Here is a 16,870-nt window from a genome sequence, read left to right on the forward strand (position 1 = left end):
CCAACCTCTCAGGTCAGTACATCTAGGCCGCAAAGAGATGTCGCGGATCGTTGCGCCGATCGCACCGTTTCGCGACACCTGACGGCAAGCGTCGAATCGGCCCCTGACCAGCCGATTGGTTCGGGACCGTGCTCGTCGGCTACGCTTTACATCGCTCCGCTTCGGCGGGAGCAACGGGCTGTGGCGCAGTTTGGTAGCGCACTTGACTGGGGGTCAAGTGGTCGCAGGTTCAAATCCTGTCAGCCCGACAGAAAACCCTGATGAGCGTCGCTCATCAGGGTTTTTTCTTTCGCGGCGTCCGACGGTTCTCCCGTTTCCGGGTCGGCGTACGCGCCGGCAGGTCGCACTGTGCGATGCGGTGCGCCGGTGGCGACCCACATACGCTCGTGGTGTGGACGCAGCCGAGTACCGACGCAGCCTGGCACACATCCTTGCGACGCGATCCGTAGATGTCGCAGCAATGTTGGAACGCCTCGGCGCGGCGGCGTCCGACGTCGCCGGCGGCGTGACGGTCGACGGTGTGATGATCGATGTGTTCGTCGACCAAGACGGCGAAGGTCCGTTCGATGTCTGGGCACGATTCGAGGGTGCGGACGCGTTCGGACTGGACCGGCGATTCGGCGACGAGCGATGGCTGTTCGGCGTCGAATGGGGGGAACTCGGCGGGGAACCGGAGGTGCCGTCGCGACCGCGGGGATGGTCGCAAGATGACCTGGAGCAAACGATCGTCGATGTCGTCGCGACGTGGCTCGACGCGCTTGTCCCGAGTGGGCCGGTGCACTGGGAGATCGGTTCGGCCGCAGGAACGCTCGACCGACGGCCGCTGGGGCCGAGCGCCGACCGGGACGGAACAGGCCCACGGGGCTGACGCTCGGCGCCCGATCAGCTCAGATGGCGGACGAAGAATCCGGCGGCGGCGTCACCCGCGTACGTCGGGACGCCGGTGTGTCCACCCATGTTCGCGTGGAGGCTTTTCTCCGTCGAACCGAAGGCGTCGAAGAGGTCCAGCGCGGCCTGCCGGTCATTGTGTTCGTCGTCCCATTGCAGCAGCACGTGCAGGGGGATCGTGACGCGTCGGGCCTCGTCGAGAATCGCTCGCGGGATGAAGCTCCCCGCGAACAGCACGGCGGCCGCGATCCGGGGTTCGGTCACGGCGAGCCGGACGCCGACGGAGATGACGCCCCCGGAATAGCCCACCGGCCCATCGATGTCGGGCAGTGCGAGGAGTTGGTCCATCGCCGTCTGCCATTCCGGGACCGACTGCTCGACCAGGGGCAGGACGAGCCGGTCGACGATGTCGGCGCTGACCTCAAGGCCGGCCTGCAGCGTTCGACGCAGCTCGGCACGGGCGTGTTCGGCAGCGATCGACGTCGGTCGGTCACCGCCGCCGGGAGTCTCGATCGTCGCCGCGGCGAAGCCGTCGGTCACTGCCCGCCGCGCCCGGGCGGACAGCCGTGGATACATCTGCTGAAGGCCGCCGGGGTGGCCGAGCAGGATCAGCGGAACGGGTGACGAGGTCGTGGCGGGCGACCACAGGATGCCCGGGATGTCGCCGAGGACGAAGTTCCGTTCGACGACGCCGCCGACGAGGTGGGTCTCAGAGGTGAAGTGCATGGTCGTGCCTTTCGGGGAGTGCGCTCATACGGCGCTCCCCGGACGACCTATCGCCCGACCGTGACTCCGCAGGGGAGCGCCCACGTCGAATCGTTCATGGGTATCGCCTCCTCGGTCTGTCGCACGGACGGTGAACACACTAGCAGCGGTCGACCTGCCGCCACGCCGGATTGTCGTCGGCGCTAGACACCCAGCGGCACCGCGACGTCGGCACCGCCCTCTTCGGTGATCCGGGCACCCATCTGGGTGTAGGTGGGGGCAGTGATGAACCCGCCCGCGAAGAGCGCCTCACCCTGGCGGAATCCGGGGGACTCCGCCAGCAGGTGCTCGGGGACGAAGCCGAAGGTGTCGGCGAGTTCGGCGAGATCCCGCGGGGCGTTCATCCGCATCAGGCACAGGTTGTCGCACTGGGACAGGACATTGGGATGGATCTTGGTGGGCCGTTGCGTCGACAGCAGCAGCCAGAGGCCGAATTTGCGTCCCTCGGCGGCGATCTGCACGACGCGATCGATCAGTGCCTGTTCCACCGCGCTCGTGGCCAGCGGCGGACAGATGTTGTGGGCTTCGTCGATCACGATGAGGACGGGCCGTCGTTCGTCGCGGCGTTCCCACAGGTGCTCGAGCACACTGAGAGCGGCCACCTTCGGTTCCGCCGGGTGGGCGAAGCCGCCCAGGTCGAGCACGGTCGCCTGCGGTCGCTCGTCGACGATGTCGGTGGCTGCGACGCCACCCCGCGCCCACAGTGCCCAGTCGAGAACCTGGAGATTCTCGATCCGCTTGGCCAGCCGTTGGTGTCCGGGGTCGTCGGAACGGCGGAGGGCCTCGAGGTAGGTGGTCTGGTCCGACGTCTCGGTGAGCGTGGCGTCGGCGTGTAGCAGGACGTTGTACTCGTCGGCGTCGGCGATCGGATCCAGCTGCAGGACCGCGGCCTTCGCGGCGAGCGGCAGGGCGAGAAAACGTGTCCGCAACTGCGGTCCGTCGCGCCGGGTGGAATGGAGCACCCGGATGTCGGCGGCCGCGATCGCGTCGGCCGTTGCGGGGTCGGTGGTGCCTCGTGTCTCCGGCAACCGCGTGAAATCGGCGTTCGGGTCGAGGATGAGCAAGGGGAGTCGGGTGCGGAGCAACAGCTGCTCTAGCACCACCCCGAGCGCGTACGTCTTTCCGGATCCGCTCTGGCCGCACCAGAAGGTGTGGCGGTTGAACTTCTCCGCGGCGAGGAGGACGTCGGTCGTCGCGTTGTCGCGATGGCTTCCCACTGTCAGCTGAACCACGCCCGTACCTTACTGGCACGAGCGGCATCTCATCGGACTTACGGGGTGGACAGCTCTTTGCGCAGTACGAAAGCTCGGTCGCCGGTGGCGGGGTCGCGCATCGGGAATCCGTGCCTGGCGTAGAAGCGGTGTGCGTCGACATCGGGTTCGTCGACCTCGATCTCGAACTCGCCGGCGCCCCGCCGTGTCGCCTCGGCGACGGCAGCGGTGAGAACGGCACTGCCGAGTCCGCGGCTCCGTTCGGCGGGTGTCGTGTACATCTCGTCGAGCAGCGCGATGCCGCCCTCGACCCAGACGTTGGTGCGGATGGTGACCAGTCCCAGCGACACGATCGGAGCGCCGGCGACGACGGCGAAAGTAGAAGCACCGGAGAGCAACTCGTGTAGACGGCGTGCCAGCGCCACCGGCCCGGGCGACGGCTCGTCGAACTCGCGATTGAACTCATCCAGCAGATCGGCGATCGTCGCTGCGTCTGCCGTCGTCGCCAGTCGGGCGCGGTTGTGGACGTTCACGATCCCACGGTAGCGGTGCGCACTCAGCCGATCCGGCCGAACCGGGCGAGGAGACGGTCGACTGCGCTGCAGTCCTGCAGGACTCGACGGCGATCGGGGTCCTCGGCGACATCGCGGAGAATCGTGTCGCCGTCCGGGATTCGCTCGGCGTCGACGATCGCCGACCACAGGGCCCCATCGGTGGAAGTGAACGCGTCGACACCGTCACGCAGGGCGCGCGCCAGGATGATCCGATCGTCTGGGTCCAGCCGGTCGTGGACCAGACCGATCATCTCACCGGCGACCGAGCCGTGCGCGCGCTCGTCGCGGCGATGCAGGGCGACGGTGGCCTGGTGTACCGGCTGAATGGTCCGGTCGTCGGCGATGAGGGCCAGGTAGTCGCCGATGGAGGTCTCGGCGACCGTCGCGTACGCCAGGGTCGTCAGAGCCGCGGCTCGCGCCGACTCCGCCCGCGCGAGCGCCTCTCGGTGCCGGCGCACCGTCAACGACTCGGGCAGCGCCGCGTCCGGCAGCGCCCAGCCGCGCCGCCGGCGGGTCAGCGCGGACGCGTTCAGGTGCATCAGCGTGTGGTACTCCTCGTCGACCATCGACTGCACCACCGCCGCCCGGCCCGCATCCGAGAACCCCGTGCCGAACGTATCCCGGAACAGCAGTCCGAAACCGGGTGTCACCACGTCTTGCTCGATGTCGACGACGTTCTTGTTGTAGGCGATCCAGGCCCAGGCGCGGACCCTGGACCGGATGTCCTCGTCGAGCCGATCCCAGCCCGGATGCCCGTCGAACGGGAGCATCGAATCGGGATAGTCGGAACGGGCGTCGTCGAAGACGTCGTCCATCGTGGGACCGTCGAGTTCGGGTTCGGTGCGCCGTACCGTCGCACGGCGCGGCCAGCTGCGGACCAGCCCGCGGATCACCGCCGTCTCCACCGGATCGGAGGCGTCGTGGTCGGGCAGCCCCCCGGTCACGATGCCATTCCGTCGAACAGTCGGGCACACATCTCCGCGTATCCGTCCCCGCGGTCGCCCAGCGATGCACCCGCCCGGGCGAGCAGCGCCGTGAACTCGGTGCCGGCGGTGTCATCGTCACCGTCGCAGGCGGCCGACACCCGGGACACGGCCCGCGCCAGCGCATCTCGCGCCGCAGGCGCGCACGGGTTCGATCTCTGCACGTCCCGGTACACCTCTGGTGTCCCACCGGTGATCCGAGCCAGCATCGCCGACATCGTCGTGAACGGAGGGGTTGCCAGCGTCGCGGTCTCGTCGGCGTCGACGCCGAGGTCGGCCAGCGCGCACCCGAACGACAGGATGGTCGCGTGGGTGAGGGCCTGCACCGCCGCACACAGGCGGTCGTGCCGGTCCGCGGTGGTGACCTCCCTCCTGGCGCCCCACCGTGCCAGGTCGTCGAGCAGAAGGTCCGCGCCCGGCCCGCCCCGATGGACGACGACCGCGACCGCACGGCCGGGTAGTCCGAGGGACGGCGCGAACATCGGATTCACCCCGACGATCGGCCCGCCCGCGTCGACGTCGACCCCGTCGAGACGCGCGACAGCCGCCGAGAACCGCGACTTCACCGACAGCGTCTCCATCAGCAGCGCCGTCGAACGCAGCAACGGCCGGACCGTTGCCACCGCCGCCAGCGCCACGTCTTCGGGGACCGCGAGGACCACGATGTCGGCCTCGCGCATCCGCGCCGCCGACTCCGGGCCGGGAGACCTGATGTCGTCCCCGAACGCGGCGTCCAGGATGTACACGTCGGCGCCGTCCGCGCGCCACCGGTCCGCGAACATCGCCCCCACCGCTCCCGCACCGCCGGCCACGACCACCGACCGCGCACCGGGGGCGGTCGATCCTGTCACGGCCCGCTTTCGTCGGCAACGGACAGGCAGCGTCGCATGGTGAGCGCCTTGACCATCGTCTCCTCGAACTCCTCGTCCGGATCCGACAGCGCGACGATCGCACCGCCGACCCCGAACGTCACCTCGGAATCGGTGGCGACCATCGTGCGGATCACGATCGACAGATCGGCGGTTCCCGTCAGCGAGAAGTAGCCGATCGCGCCCGAGTACACCCCCCGCGGACCGGCCTCGAGCTTGTCGATGATCTCCATCGTGCGGATCTTCGGCGCCCCGGTCATCGAACCGCCCGGAAACGCCGCCCGCACACAGTCGACCGCCGACAGCCCCTCGCGCAGCGTCCCACGCACCGTCGACACCATCTGATGCACCGGTGCGTAGGTCTCGATGTCGAACAGGGACGGCACGTGCACCGAACCCGGCTCACAGACGCGCGAGAGGTCGTTGCGGACGAGGTCGACGATCATCAGGTTCTCCGACCGGTCCTTCTCGCTCGCTCGCAGCGCGCATCGGAATTCCTGGTCCTCCAGCGGATTCGCCGACCGAGGCCGGGTGCCCTTGATCGGTTTCGACTCCACCGTGCGGTCCGCGGCGACCTTCAGGAAGCGTTCCGGAGACGCGCTGAGCACTGACAGCCCCGAGAACTGCAGCAACGCACTGTAGGGCATCGGGCTGATCTCGCGGAGGCACGAATACCCGGACACGGGGTCGAGGGTGCGGTGCACGGTGGCCGAGTTCGTCAGGCACACCTCGTAGGACTCCCCGGACCGGATCTCCGCCAGGCAGTCCTCGACGAGCCTCAGGTACGTCTCGTGGTTGTGCCGGAACACGATCGGCACCTCATGCGGAACCGGGACCAGCGGGGGAGTCGTCGATCGGGGGAGTGGGGGCGGCAACTCCCGGATGGTCGACGCCGTCTCGCGCAACCATCGAGTCGTGTCGGGATCCGGTGTGCCGAAATTCTCGACCGGTTCGAGTGCCAGTACGTACACGCACCCGCCCTCGTGGTCGATCACCACCGCCCGGTCCGCGAACACCAGCGCGGCATCGGCCTGCTCGGACGCATGAGCCAACTGTCCACCGGTGTCCGCCTTGAGTTCGTAACCGAGGTAGCCGACATAACCGAGACAGAACCCGGACGGCAGATCCGACCGCGGCGCCACCGAGCGCTCCCGCACCTGCGCGCCGAGATAGTCGAAGAAGGTGCTGCCGACCACCTCGACCGTTCCGTTCGAATGTTGCACTCGCACCGTCATTTCCGGCACACGGTAGGTCACATACTCGGCGTGCGGTCCCGAACAGTCGCCCATGACGGAGAATCTGCCGTCCTCGTCGTCGGCCGCCGATCCGTCGAGCCAGTAGCTGTTGGGTCCGTCGGCGAACAATCGCTCATACAGCGCTTGCGCATCCACGGTCCGGTCGACGCGCACCGATCGCACCCGATAGCGGTGTTCGTGTTTCGTCGACGGCATATGCTCTGCGGGAACAGATCTCGTCGTCGGTGACGTTCCCGCCGCCACGCCCGTCGCCCGCCGGTTCGTACGCAGCGGTGTCGCTGCGGCAAAGTTCGCCAGCAGTTCCCGGCCGTACTCGCTGCAGATCGACTCCGGATGGAATTGCACCCCCCACATCGGCAGATCCCGGTGGTGCACCGCCATCAGGACGCCGTCGTCCGACCACGCCTGCTCCTCCAACACGTCGGGGACATCCATCACCGCGAGCGAGTGATATCTCACCGCCCGGAACGGGGACGGCAGCCCCGCGAAGAGGCCCCGGCCGTCGTGGTGCACCGCGCTGACCCGCCCGTGTCGTGGCTCCGGGGCCCGCACCACGGGACTGCCGAACACATGGCACAGGCCCTGGTGTCCCAAACACACACCGAGTACGGGCAGCCCGCTGTCGGTCAGAGCCGTTGCGCTGATCCCGAAGTCGCGGACGTAGTCCGGTCGACCCGGGCCGGGGGAGACCACCACGTTGTCGACAGCCGTGAGGTCGACCGACGCCCACGGCACGTCGTTGGCGACGACGACCGGCTCCTGGCCGTTGACCTCGGTCAACAGCGCGTACAGGTTGTAGGTGAACGAATCGTAGTTGTCGATCAGCAATGTGCGCACCGCGGCCACCTCACTCCGCGCTCGAGTCGGCGGACGTGCGCTGGACGGGGGCCCGATCCGGGTTCGCCTGTCGCGCCGAACCGCGGTTCGGCCGTGGTTGCTCGGCCGCCACGATGAGGTCCTCGACGCGGCAGGTCTCCGAGATCATCAGGTCGTAGAGGGCGTGCAGGAAATCCGGGGACAGGTCATGATCGACGGCGAACCGGTGGGCGTGCTCGTGCACAGCTCCGACGCGGTGCGGTTGCATCACGGCAATGGCGTATCGCCGTTTGAGTTGCGCGATGCGGGTACACACCTCGAGCCGGGCGCGCACGTCTTCGAGCAATCGATCGTCGATCCCGTCCAATTCCGTTCGCAGTGCTTCGAGTTCGCGTTCGCTGAGCTCGTTCTCACCCAGCACTCGCCCGTCGATGTTCGTCGATTGGTTCACGGCGCGACCACCTAGAAGTGTCCGAATGTGCGGCCCGCCGGCTTGAACCGCCCCGAAATGCGGCGCCGCCCCGTGGGTACTGCGCCTGGGTTCGCGTCGGCGAACCCCAACCCCGCCTCGGTCCATGGTCGCACCGACCGCGAGATCGCGAAGGCGTTGACGTCACCACCTGATCACGATTCACCAACGACCGATACGTCACCGCGGCGAGATCCGTTGCCGGGCACCGGTTCGATTGCGGCAAGTCCGGCCTTCCGGGCAGTGCGAACCGCCGAATCCTTTGCAGCACTCACTTTCCGGCGTGCCGCAGGTGCCCGTACAGGGCGGCGCGATAGCCGCGGGTGTAGCTCGGCTCCTCGTCATCGGGATGGGGCGGGCAGGCGAGCGTGGACGACGCGAGTTGTCGCGCCCAGGGCGCCGGGAGGGCATCGAGATCGGCAGCGGCATCGAGAAAACCCTGCTGGAACAGGTCCGGGTCGAGGTGCTCGTCGAGTTCGGCGTCGTAGATGGGAAACGACGTGGGCAACCGCGTGACGACGCCGTGTTCGGTCACGATATCGAGCTCGGGCAGGTCGGAATCAGGATTCTTCAACGGACCGAACGCCTTTCGGCAAGCGTACGATACAGGGTTGCGCGACTGACCCCGAGCTCCTGCGCGATCTTCGGTACGGAGACCCCTCGCGCGCGCATCTGCTCGGCGCGCGCCACCTGGTCGGCGTCGAGCGCGCGCGGACGACCGATGGTCGACGTCGACCCGCGCAGCGTCCTCGGTGTCGAACGGTCCGACCGCGGTCCCGCGTCGTCGAGTTCGGCCAACGACGCCAAGACTGCGACGATCATCGCTCCGGCCGGGTCGGCGGTGTCGATGCCCTCGCGTAACGAGCGCAGTCCGATACGACGCCCGGTCATCTGGTTGGCGATCTCCATGACCTCGTGCACGGTGCGGCCCAGGCGATCGATACCGACCACCACCGTGATGTCTCCGGCACGTGCGTAGTCGAGAAGTGCGGCCATCCCGGGCCGGTGGCCGGAAGGTGCGGATCGGTCGCTCGCGTCGGTGTAGATGCGTGCGGGATCGACGCCGGCGTCGGTGAGTGCATCGATCTGCGGCGCGAGTGGGTGGGCGCCGGCTGTTTCGCGGGCATAGCCGAGGGCCATCCCCGACGACTCTGTTGCATCTGCTGTCACCGGGGCAGCGTATCTCAAAAGTATCGAAATACCGCGCCACGGCGCGCTGCGTTTTCGAGACTGCATTTGCGGAGCGATTGCGCACTCAGTGGTGGATGCCGGCTACGAACTCTCAGAAGTCTCATATATGGTCTCGAAATAATCTGAGACTGCCGGCGAGGCGGGTGGAAGGCCGCGGTCGGCGGTGATCGTGCACATCGCCCTTGCTTTCGGGACGGATGGCATAGATGTAAAGCGCGCCGACACCATCTGTTCACAGGGGTTTCGTCCGCTTCCGCCGCGAACGGCCCGCACCGGCGCTACCGTCGCACCACCCGACGTCGACGGTGGAGGCAGGTTCATGGGACTCACACACTCCGACGGCCATGCGACCGGATCGCGGCTGATCGAGACGCCGGCCGGGCCGGTCGAGTGCATCGACGTCGGGACGGGACCGCCGCTGGTGTTCCTGCACGGGTCGCCGGGTGGCTGTGACCAGGGTGTTCTGATGACTCGTTTCCTCGCCGGGTCGCACCGTGTCATCGCGATCTCGCGGCCCGGTTACCTGGGCACGCCCCTCGGTCATGACACGCGCGCCCCGGCAGCGCAGGGTGAGCTGGCCGCGGCCACCCTGGATGCACTGGGGGTCGAGCGTTTCGCGCTGATGTGCTGGTCCGGTGGTGGACCCGCCGCGTACTCGCTGGCTGCCGCGGTGCCGGAGCGGGTCGCATCGATGGTCGCCGTCGCCACGGTCAGCACTCGTTTCGACCCGCGGAGCAGCCTGCGCGGACGACTCGAACTATCCGAGGAGAAACTCCTCTTCAGCCGTTTCGGTCAGTGGCTGGCGACCACGCTCGTGTCGAAGGCGCCGTCCACGGCCATCTCGACACTCCTGTCCGGTGAGGGAGACCTGTCGCGTGCGCAGATCAGGGCGCTCACCGCGGAGATCATCGCCGATGACGACCAGCGCACGCTGGCGATCGATCTGTTCGACACCGTGTCGGGGTCGCGAAAAGCGGGCTTCGACAACGACTTCGACCAATTCTGTGACCTCGACCTACCGCTCGCGGAGGTGAGCGCACCCGTGCTGGCGATACACGCCCGAACCGACGCCGACGTCCCGTTCGATCAGAGTGTCCACGCGGCGCAGACGCTGCCCGATGCTCGCCTCGAAGCCGTCGACGAAGGAACGCACCTGTCGTTGTGGCTCGGCCAGGACGCTCCAAGGCTGCAGTCGCTGGTCGTCGACCATCTGTCCGGGGCGTCGCGAACGTGACGCTCGACGTCAGAACAGCGTCGGCGGGAGAACGCCTTCGAACTCGAGCAACCAGCGCTTGGTCGCCAGACCCTGACCGGTCGTGCCTCCCGAGTAGCCGCCGAGACCGTCACCCGCGATCACGCGATGGCAGGGGACGATCAGCGGTACCGGATTGATGCCCATGATGGTCCCGACGCCACGCGCGGAGACCCGTGTGCCGGTCATCGCCGCCAACTCCCCGTAGGTGACGGTGTCGCCGTGGGTGACCTCCCGATGCAGCGTCGTCAGGACTGCACGCGCGGCGTCCGACATCCCGTCGAGGTCGACAGGCAGATCGAAGTCGGTGAGCTCGCCGGTGAAGTAGGCCCGGAGTTGTCGGATCGCTTCGGCGAGAACCGCATCGGTGGTGTCGATGTCGGTCGCTGTATCGGTGCCGACCCGCCAGGCCACGCGCACGATGGCGGAGCCGTTGCTGTCGACGGCCACGGTGCCGACCGGCGTCGGCAGGAGAGCACGGCGTGGTGAGGGCATCGGTGGAGACTCGCGATCAGGGGTCGGGTGTCGCCACAGTAGCGGAGGGTCAGAACATCGGACGGTGAGGAGCACGTCGGCACGCGGAATATCCGGGGCGGTCGTGGTGTTCCGCCCACCATGAGTGCTAATGCAGAGTTGAGTCCTGAAGGCTGGGTCCGCGAGCAGACCGAGAAGATCCTCGAGCAGGGCACCACCGACGGTGTGACAGTGATGGACCGCCCGATCGTCCTGTTCACGACCACCGGCGCCAAGTCGGGCAAGAAGCGCTACGTCCCGCTGATGCGCGTTGAAGAGAACGGCAAGTACCTGATGGTCGCCTCGAAGGGCGGCGCTCCCGAGCATCCGGCCTGGTACCACAACGTGAAAGCGAATCCTCAGGTCACCGCTCAGGACGGCACCGAGGTGAAGGAACTGACCGCTCGTGAGCTGAGTGACGGCGAGGAGCGTGACCACTGGTGGGAGCTCGCTGTCGCGGCCTACCCTCCCTACGCGGAGTACCAGACCAAGACCGACCGGCAGATCCCGGTGTTCGTCCTCGAGTGAGAATCGCGCTGGACTGAGCCACGCTGAACCGATAGAGCCCCCGACGGTGGTCGGGGGCTCTACTCTGTCTCACGCAGTGTTCGGGAAGGAAGTGCCATGGGCCACGTCGCCGACTTCAAAGATGTCTCCACCGCAGGACTCGAGAGTTCACCCGTGTCGGAGGCGCTGGCCGGTCTGCGGGCCAACGAGGCCCGGTACCACAAGACGAAGTACGGGCACGACTTCACCGTCGTCCCGGCGTCGGATGCGCCCGACATCCTCGATCGGGTGACCACGATCCTGGCGAACGAGCGGGACATCACCATCAGCTCGCCCGCGCTCGAGGTCAGCGACTTCGAGGTGGGCCCGGACGACGCCAGGCTCCGTATGTCGTACGTGTTCTACGAGTCGGGCCTGGCCGTCAACGTCATGTACAGCATCGACCCGGCCGGGAAGCGGGCCGTCGGGTTCAAACTCTCCGACGGTATGGACGTTCCGGCGGAGCTGGAGTCCAGGTTCAAGTTCGCAAGGCAGAAATCGAAGCTCGCCGGCGTCATCCGTGGGTCGTACTTCGTCATCAAAGGGGAGTACTGACCCTGACGGTCACTTGAAGCGGATGTTCATGGTCGCGAGACCGAAGATCTTGCGACCACCCGACTTCGCCACCACGATGACGACGCCCGTTCGGGTCTCCGGATCGAGCGACTTGATGCGACCGCTGTATTCGATCTCGCCGCCTTCGGCGCCCGAGACGACAGCGGGCTGGGACAGGCGGACCGCGTAGCGGGTGACGGCACCCGGGTCACCAGACCACGAGGACACGAAGGCGGCCCCGAGGCCCATGGTCAGCATGCCGTGCGCGATCACATCGGGCAGGCCCGCCAGCTTCGCGCTCGTCTCGTCCCAGTGGATGGGATTGGCGTCGCCCGCGACACCGCCGTAGTTCACGAGATCGCCGCGGGACAGCCGAATGGTGTGCGGCGGTAGCTCGTCGCCGACGCTCAATTCGTCGAAGTTGCGGGCTCCCGAGGTCCGGCCGGTGTCATCGGCGGCCCGGATGTCGCCGTCGGGACGAACCGTCTTCACGTATCGTTGCGCGGATTCGTCGTGGCTGAAGATGTTGACGTCGTGCATCATCACCTTGCGAACCGCGATGCTCAACTCCGGGTCGACCTCGTCGGCGGTCACGCCGACGACCGTGGTGTGCATCGTGTGCACTCGCTCGCCCGCGGCGTCGGTCATGGTGTTGGTCACGGTGATCAGGTCTTTACCCGCGATCCGCCGAACACTGGTCAGCTCGACGTCGGTGGTCAGCTCGTCCCCGGCGACGATCGGACGGTGCTGCTCGAAGACCTGCTCGGTCTGCACGTAGGTGTCATATCCGACGATGACCTTCTCGAAGAGCTCCCGGTTCGCCGCCATGGCCGGGATGGAGGTGAAGGTCAACGGTGTGACGAGTCCCGGATAACCCAGTGCCGCAGCGGCTTCGGGCTCCCAATGGGCGCCGTGATAGTCCTGGACCGCGCGTGCGTACTCGCGAACCTTCTCTCGCCCGACCTGGTACGAGCCGTCGAGGACGTAGTAATGACCCACGCGGGATTCGATCCCGGCGGGATCATCGGTCGTGGCGGTGGTCGTCGGAGTGTGCGTCACCCCGAACAGGCTAACGGTGTGTGCATTCGTGTCCAACTCCGGAGTAACTTCGGTGTGCTGTCGTCAGCGCCGGAGTCCTTTCCCGTGCGCGTACTCGGCGGGACGCCCGGAGGTCTGCCAGTCGTGCCAGTTCTCCCGGTGGCGGCACATCCACTTCTCGTGCACCCGGCGAAATCGGGGTGACAGTCGACGTATTGTCTCGACGACGATCACGGCGGGCAGGCGGAGCACGATGACCAGCACCCCCGGAACCGGACTCGGCATCCGATAGCGCAACCGCGTCATGGGCAGCATGTAGATGCTCGAATAGGCCGCGTACATCGCCGCGTTGTACCGGCCGCGAAGTCGCTCCAGGCCGGTCGCTCCGCTCTTCGCGAACGCCGCGGGGAACGACTCGATGAGCTCGGCGCCGTCGTCCCCGGCGTCGTAGCTGCGGGTCGAGGTGACGAACGCCAGCAATCGCAGCGAGTCGGCGATGGTCTCGGGGTACCACTGGGTGCGTACACCCAGCAGGTGGCCGAGGTAGCGCTGGTAGTGCATCAGGACCCGGATCTCACGGGGCGTCGTCTGTACTCCGGTCAGCCACAGGGCCATTGCCGGAACCACGCTGCCGCCGAGCAGGGTCAGCAATTGATACGACTGGCTGATCGGGTCGCCCCAGCGATGCCGATCCCATTCCGGGTGGTCGGCGACCGTGCGACGAACCCACACGTGCATGACGCGCACCCGCATGGCCGTCGCGCGACCCTGCGACCCCGGCGTGAGCAACGCCCCGGGTTGCGAGACGTCGATCCAGAAGCGCGAGGTCTCCAGGAACCTGCGCAACGCGTTGTCTCCCGCGTAACCGCCGGCCAGTGACAGCGGCTTCGCCACAGCGGCTTCGGTGTACATCTCCAAGGTGATCCCGCCGGCGACACTGAACAGGCCGGTACCCCACCGACGCCAGATGGCCTCGCCCTCGGCGATCAGCTCGGGGTCGACCCAGTCGGGCACGGCCTCGAACTCCTCGAACAACTCGACCAGCGCCGGCGGGGGATCGTCGATGCTGTCGAGGCCGTCGGTGAGTGCTTGGTCGAGGAGCGCTCGGGCCGCGTCGCCGCCGATCGTGCCGTAGACCTCGTCGACGAACCGTTCGGCGACCGGATCGGTGCGGAACATGTCTGCGGCGAAGGTGCGCAGGTTCTCCTGCTCCGGGAAGAGGTCCTTCCCGGTGGCGCGGCGGACCAGCGCCCGGGCGCGTCGGAGGCGCCGGTTCGCCATCGCGGACTCATAGCCGACCGCGGCGGGAAACGCGGGAGCGTCGGACGACAGCGAAGTGGACACGTGAACTCCAAACAGGTGAGACGGATCTTCATATGTGTATCACTCGGTGGCGGACTCGTGTACGGGCGGTCGTGGACGTTGACTTCAAGCGGACATGAAGTTGCACCGTGGTTGGACATACCGACCGACTCGAGGAGACACCGATGCGCCGCGTTCTCGCCGACCTGTGGGAAACCATCAGCGACAGTCCGTTTCCCGGACTGACCACACATGCCTACCTGTGGACGTCGAACCGGAACGTCCTCTTCTACTCGGTTGCCTCCGACGCCGAGTTCGACGACTTCGAGCGGCTCGGAGGAATCGATCACCAGTACCTGTCGCATCAGGACGAGGCCGGGCCGCAGCTGGGCGCGATCTCCGAACGCTTCGGGGCGACGCTGCACGCGCCGGCCGCCGAAGCGGACCGGATCGGCGGCCACGCTCGGATCGGGGTTGCCGTCGCGGACCGGCACATCGACGACAACGGGGTCGAGGTGATCCCGACACCCGGCCATTCCCCGGGGAGCACGAGCTACCTCGCGACAGGCGCCGACGGCGACCGGTACCTGTTCACCGGGGACACTCTCTACCGCAACGCCTCGGGGCGATGGACCGCCGGTTACCTACCGGGTATCAGCGACGCGGACCAGCTCGCGGCGAGTATGGAACTCCTGGGAACGCTCGATCCGGACGTCGTCATCTCCAGTGCCTATGCGGGTGACTCCGCCGTTCACCGGGTCGACGCGTCGACGTGGAGCGCGGATGTCGCGGAGGCCGCCCACGGTGTGCGGGCGGCCGTCGACCGGCAGGCCTAGTCGAACAGACGTCGGAACAGGTTGGTCTCGGCGAGGTCGACCAGTTCGTCGCCACGTCCCGACAGCACGGTTCGCAGGGCGTACAGCGTGAACCCCTTCGCCTGGGCGGCGGTGATCGCCGGCGGAATGGACAGCTCCTGCCGGGCGGTGACGACGTCGAGCAGGGCCGGACCGTCGTGGGCGAGGAACTCGTCGACCGCGTCGGCGAGATCGTCGGGCTGCTCGACCCGGCGGCCTCGGATGCCGACCGACTCCGCCAGCGCGGCGAAGTCCGGGTTCTCCAGATCGGTTCCGTAATTGACGAATCCGGCGGCCTTCATCTCGACCTCGACGAAGTTCAGGGACGAGTTGTCGAAGACGACGATCTTCACCGGCAGCCGGTTCTGCGTGATGGTGAGCAACTCGCCGAGCAGCATCGCCAGCCCGCCGTCGCCGGCGAGCGCGATCACCTGGCGGTCGGGAAAGGCGGTCTGCGCACCGATGGCCTGGGACACCGCGTTGGCCATCGAGCCGTGGGTGAACGAACCGATCAGGCGGCGGGCACCGTTCATCGCGAGGTAGCGAGCCGCCCAGACCACCGGTGAACCGACGTCGGGGATGAACACCGCGTCGTCGCCTGCCTTCTCGCTGATCAGGCGGGCCAGGTACTGCGGGTGGATCGGTGCCCGGTTGCGGTCGTTGCCGGCGAGGTCGTCGAGGCGGCGCCGCGCCGTGGCGTAGTGGGCCAGCGAGGTCGACAGGTGTTCGGAGTCGCGGCCGGTGGTGATCGACGGCAGAAGCGCTCGGACGGTGTCGCCGACGTCACCGACGAGTGGCAGGTCGACGGGACAGCGTCGGCCGATCTGCTCACCGCGGATGTCGACCTGGATGATCGTCGCCTTCGAGGGATAGAACTGTTCGTACGGGAAGTCGGTGCCGAGCATGAGCAGGGTGTCGCACTTCTCGATCGCGCGATACCCCGACGAGAAGCCCAGCAGCCCGGTCATTCCCACGTCGTAGGGGTTGTCGTACTCGGTGAACTCCTTGCCGCGCAGCGCATGCACGATGGGGGCCTGCAGGACCCGCGCCAGCTCGACGACCACGTCGTGGGAGTCCTTCACCCCGGCACCGGCGAGAATGGTCACCCGCTCGGCGGCATTGAGAGTGGCAGCGGCACGCGCGATCTCGCCGTCGGTGGGACGTGTGACGCGCGGGATGTGGCGGATGGGGGCGCCCGCTCGTCGCTTCGGGCACGGCGCGAGGAAGGTCTCGCCCGGGATGACGAGCACCGCGACGTCCTGCTTCTCGACGGCGGTGCGCAGCGCGATGTCGAGCAGGCGCGGCATCTGCTCGGGAGTGCTGACCATCTCGCAGAAGGCACTGCATTCCCGGAACAGCTGCTCGGGGTGCGTTTCCTGGAAGTAGCCGGTGCCGATCTCGGTCGCGGGGATGTGCGCGGCGATCGCGAGGACCGGAACACGACTGCGGTGTGCGTCGAACAGTCCGTTGATCAGATGCAGATTGCCGGGCCCGCAACTTCCCACGCACACCGCGAGTTCACCGGTGAGGGCGGCTTCCGCGGACGCGGCGAAGGCCGCCGACTCCTCGTGCCGGACATGCCGCCACGAGATGGTGTCGTTCCTGCGCAGGGCATCGGTGAAACCGTTGAGCGAATCGCCTGGTAGCCCGTGGACGCGCCGCACTCCCGCACGGTCGAGCTCCTCGACGATCCTCTCCGCGACTGTGGTCGACATGGCGATCCGTTCGGTCGGGGTCGGTGTGACCCGACTATAGACGCGAGTCGGGTACCGCCGGCGGCCACGGAGTTCGGCTCACGCTGATCCTCT

Annotated in this window: 18 protein-coding genes and 1 tRNA gene; 6 read left to right on the top strand and 13 right to left on the bottom strand. The window is 67.5% G+C overall.

The window, feature by feature from the left end; all coding sequences use genetic code 11:
* Nucleotides 1–174 precede the first annotated feature (174 nt).
* Nucleotides 175–248, top strand: a tRNA-Pro gene (locus AMD30_RS08665).
* 143 nt (nt 249–391) lie between these two features.
* Nucleotides 392–868: a DUF6389 family protein gene (locus AMD30_RS08670; protein ID WP_231632667.1), complete on the top strand. Its 477-nt coding sequence runs from the start codon at nt 392–394 to the stop codon at nt 866–868.
* 14 nt (nt 869–882) lie between these two features.
* Here the strand turns inward: AMD30_RS08670 and AMD30_RS08675 are convergent, their stop codons facing one another.
* From AMD30_RS08675 to AMD30_RS08715, 9 genes are all read right to left on the bottom strand, one after another.
* A complete protein-coding gene (locus tag AMD30_RS08675) occupies nt 883–1,614 on the bottom strand; it encodes a dienelactone hydrolase family protein (RefSeq protein ID WP_055475369.1) in 732 nt (243 codons plus the stop codon).
* A 182-nt stretch (nt 1,615–1,796) separates the two neighbouring features.
* On the bottom strand, nt 1,797–2,885 hold the full coding sequence (locus AMD30_RS08680) for an ATP-binding protein (protein ID WP_014927020.1): 1,089 nt from the start codon (nt 2,883–2,885) through the stop codon (nt 1,797–1,799).
* 38 nt (nt 2,886–2,923) lie between these two features.
* Nucleotides 2,924–3,397, bottom strand: a complete 474-nt coding sequence (locus AMD30_RS08685; protein ID WP_010843770.1) for a GNAT family N-acetyltransferase — start codon at nt 3,395–3,397, stop codon at nt 2,924–2,926.
* Nucleotides 3,398–3,420: 23 nt separating this feature from the next.
* Nucleotides 3,421–4,362 (bottom strand): diiron oxygenase, encoded by a 942-nt coding sequence (locus tag AMD30_RS08690; protein ID WP_010843771.1) that lies wholly within the window; start codon nt 4,360–4,362, stop codon nt 3,421–3,423.
* Nucleotides 4,359–5,252: a prephenate dehydrogenase/arogenate dehydrogenase family protein gene (locus tag AMD30_RS08695; RefSeq protein ID WP_010843772.1), complete on the bottom strand. Its 894-nt coding sequence runs from the start codon at nt 5,250–5,252 to the stop codon at nt 4,359–4,361. Before AMD30_RS08695 ends, AMD30_RS08690 begins: the two co-directional genes overlap by 4 nt.
* Complete coding sequence (gene pabB, locus AMD30_RS08700) at nt 5,249–7,372, bottom strand: aminodeoxychorismate synthase component I (RefSeq protein ID WP_010843773.1); 2,124 nt, start codon at nt 7,370–7,372, stop codon at nt 5,249–5,251. The genes AMD30_RS08695 and pabB overlap by 4 nt, the downstream gene beginning before the upstream one ends.
* Before the next feature lies 1 nt (nt 7,373).
* Nucleotides 7,374–7,793, bottom strand: coding sequence for a chorismate mutase family protein (locus tag AMD30_RS08705; protein ID WP_055475370.1), 420 nt, complete (start codon nt 7,791–7,793; stop codon nt 7,374–7,376).
* Nucleotides 7,794–8,082: 289 nt separating this feature from the next.
* On the bottom strand, nt 8,083–8,385 hold the full coding sequence (locus tag AMD30_RS08710; RefSeq protein WP_010843775.1) for a hypothetical protein: 303 nt from the start codon (nt 8,383–8,385) through the stop codon (nt 8,083–8,085).
* A complete protein-coding gene (locus tag AMD30_RS08715) occupies nt 8,382–8,951 on the bottom strand; it encodes a recombinase family protein (RefSeq protein ID WP_055475371.1) in 570 nt (189 codons plus the stop codon). The genes AMD30_RS08710 and AMD30_RS08715 overlap by 4 nt, the downstream gene beginning before the upstream one ends.
* Before the next feature lie 370 nt (nt 8,952–9,321).
* Here AMD30_RS08715 and AMD30_RS08720 point away from each other — a divergent pair, with 370 nt between their 5' ends.
* A complete protein-coding gene (locus tag AMD30_RS08720) occupies nt 9,322–10,236 on the top strand; it encodes an alpha/beta fold hydrolase (protein WP_055475372.1) in 915 nt (304 codons plus the stop codon).
* A gap of 9 nt (nt 10,237–10,245) precedes the next feature.
* Here the strand turns inward: AMD30_RS08720 and AMD30_RS08725 are convergent, their stop codons facing one another.
* Nucleotides 10,246–10,749: a methylated-DNA--[protein]-cysteine S-methyltransferase gene (locus AMD30_RS08725; protein WP_055475373.1), complete on the bottom strand. Its 504-nt coding sequence runs from the start codon at nt 10,747–10,749 to the stop codon at nt 10,246–10,248.
* Nucleotides 10,750–10,869: 120 nt separating this feature from the next.
* On the opposite strand from AMD30_RS08725, the gene AMD30_RS08730 reads away from it, so the two are divergent.
* Both AMD30_RS08730 and AMD30_RS08735 read left to right on the top strand, forming a co-directional pair.
* Entirely contained in the window at nt 10,870–11,295 is a 426-nt protein-coding gene (locus tag AMD30_RS08730) for a nitroreductase family deazaflavin-dependent oxidoreductase (protein WP_035717879.1), read from the top strand.
* Between the two features lie 96 nt (nt 11,296–11,391).
* Nucleotides 11,392–11,868, top strand: a complete 477-nt coding sequence (locus AMD30_RS08735; RefSeq protein ID WP_055475374.1) for a hypothetical protein — start codon at nt 11,392–11,394, stop codon at nt 11,866–11,868.
* 9 nt (nt 11,869–11,877) lie between these two features.
* On the opposite strand, the gene AMD30_RS08740 is transcribed toward AMD30_RS08735, so the two are convergent.
* The gene (locus AMD30_RS08740) at nt 11,878–12,927 is read right to left on the bottom strand and encodes a fused (3R)-hydroxyacyl-ACP dehydratase subunits HadA/HadB (RefSeq protein WP_055475375.1); all 1,050 of its coding nucleotides are present in this window, start codon (nt 12,925–12,927) and stop codon (nt 11,878–11,880) included.
* A gap of 63 nt (nt 12,928–12,990) precedes the next feature.
* Entirely contained in the window at nt 12,991–14,250 is a 1,260-nt protein-coding gene (locus tag AMD30_RS08745; protein ID WP_055475376.1) for an oxygenase MpaB family protein, read from the bottom strand.
* Nucleotides 14,251–14,393: 143 nt separating this feature from the next.
* Between AMD30_RS08745 and AMD30_RS08750 the strand changes: the two genes are divergently transcribed.
* The gene (locus AMD30_RS08750) at nt 14,394–15,044 is read left to right on the top strand and encodes an MBL fold metallo-hydrolase (RefSeq protein ID WP_055475377.1); all 651 of its coding nucleotides are present in this window, start codon (nt 14,394–14,396) and stop codon (nt 15,042–15,044) included.
* Here AMD30_RS08750 and poxB read toward each other — a convergent pair.
* Nucleotides 15,041–16,777: a ubiquinone-dependent pyruvate dehydrogenase gene (gene poxB, locus AMD30_RS08755; RefSeq protein WP_055475378.1), complete on the bottom strand. Its 1,737-nt coding sequence runs from the start codon at nt 16,775–16,777 to the stop codon at nt 15,041–15,043. The genes AMD30_RS08750 and poxB overlap by 4 nt on opposite strands.
* Between the last annotated feature and the right edge of the window lie 93 nt (nt 16,778–16,870).

The organism is Gordonia sp. HS-NH1 (assembly GCF_001418765.1).
GTDB lineage: Bacteria > Actinomycetota > Actinomycetes > Mycobacteriales > Mycobacteriaceae > Gordonia.